This is a genomic window from Endozoicomonas ascidiicola (genome assembly GCF_001646945.1).
Lineage (GTDB): Bacteria > Pseudomonadota > Gammaproteobacteria > Pseudomonadales > Endozoicomonadaceae > Endozoicomonas > Endozoicomonas ascidiicola.
In genome coordinates this window covers 1-1,178 of sequence record NZ_LUTV01000035.1, presented here as the reverse complement: position 1 = coordinate 1,178, position 1,178 = coordinate 1, and the positions used below count along the sequence as shown (strand labels likewise).

Genomic DNA, 1,178 nt, shown 5'->3' with positions numbered 1-1,178 from the left:
AGTCGTTTAACGGTGGGGGGTTTGATAATTTCAACAAAGTCCCAATGTTTACCCAGAACATGCTTCCAGAAAAATTGCAGTCCGTTACGATCAGTCTTGACTGTGCTCCAGGAATGACTCTCTACCAATGCAGCAAAGTAGGTTTTTAAGTCATCGGGCGTGAGTCTATCAGGGCAACGGTCAAAGAATGCTGTTACTCGCCGTAATGGCCTGCTGTATAGATCAATGGTGGATTTTCTTTTACCTTGAAGCTTCAGGGTGGTGAGGTGTTTTTGGTATAGTTCGTCGAACCGGGTTTGCTCAGAACGTTCCATGTTGATTGCTTCCTAATAAGCCGAACCTGAGTGGTGCGGTTATTAGGAAGTATTGGATATAGTAAAATAGAGAGTATCTACGGTATTTTTTGCCGCGTTAGCGGCTTGGTTCAACAACTCGATTGAGCCACCTTTGCTATAAACTAACTCTTTGACAACTACCCGCTGGCGCAATGTCTCTCTCAAGGGTTTTAGCTCTGCTTCTATATCTGCGACAGGCACAATACTGCCTTTTGGGAGCTGTTTTTTCCCATCTCCGAATTGCACAACTGGGCCATACTCACCGGCAATCATTGAGTCCATTGCGTCTTGAGGCATCGCCGATACAAACCACTCGATACTTTTCATAAACTTCGTCAATGAGAATTGATCAGCAATAAGACGAAAAAGCGCTTCGCTGAAAGGCCCATAAATCAGAGCCCATTTTGTATACTGGACTTCTGCCTCACTTTTTCTGGTTTTGTGGATGTAGGTTGCATCGGGCTCAGCGATTGCGATAAGCAGTCTTTTTTTATCATGACAGAGGTAAATTTTTCGGGCCCAAGTGTCCGCTTTGGGATCATACCCATCGGGTCTGGCCATGGCCTTGGAAAACAGATCGAGAAAGGCTTGTTCCGTGTCAGCTCGCTCGATAATAAACGGCTTTCCTTCCCCTGACAGCAGCCAGCTGAGGTTAACGCGCTCCTGCCGATGAATCCCCAATAGAATGCCAGGACCAGGCATCACGTCGGCCCTTATTGAGTCGGCAGCGCCTTTGGACAAACCCATAAGTATTTTCCAATCCCAAAATGAGCCTGAAAAGAGTATAAACCCATGATTTCAGGCCTTTCGCTTAAAGATGCCTTGAAACAGTGATTCTCTGGC

The 1,178-nt window shown here is 46.2% G+C and carries 2 protein-coding genes; both read right to left on the bottom strand.

Going from position 1 to position 1,178, the window contains the following annotated elements; genetic code table 11:
- Nucleotides 1-314, bottom strand: a 314-nt coding sequence (locus AKL11_RS24355; RefSeq protein WP_172807371.1) for a site-specific integrase, incomplete at its 3' end; no start/stop codon positions are given.
- 42 nt (nt 315-356) lie between these two features.
- Nucleotides 357-1,082, bottom strand: coding sequence for a hypothetical protein (locus AKL11_RS24350; protein ID WP_067522954.1), 726 nt, complete (start codon nt 1,080-1,082; stop codon nt 357-359).
- Nucleotides 1,083-1,178 lie beyond the last annotated feature (96 nt).

Coding starts and splice junctions, on each gene's coding strand:
- AKL11_RS24350 (WP_067522954.1), bottom strand. CDS start 1,082: ATGGGTTTGTCCAAAGGCGCTGCCGACTCAATAAGGGCCGACGTGATG.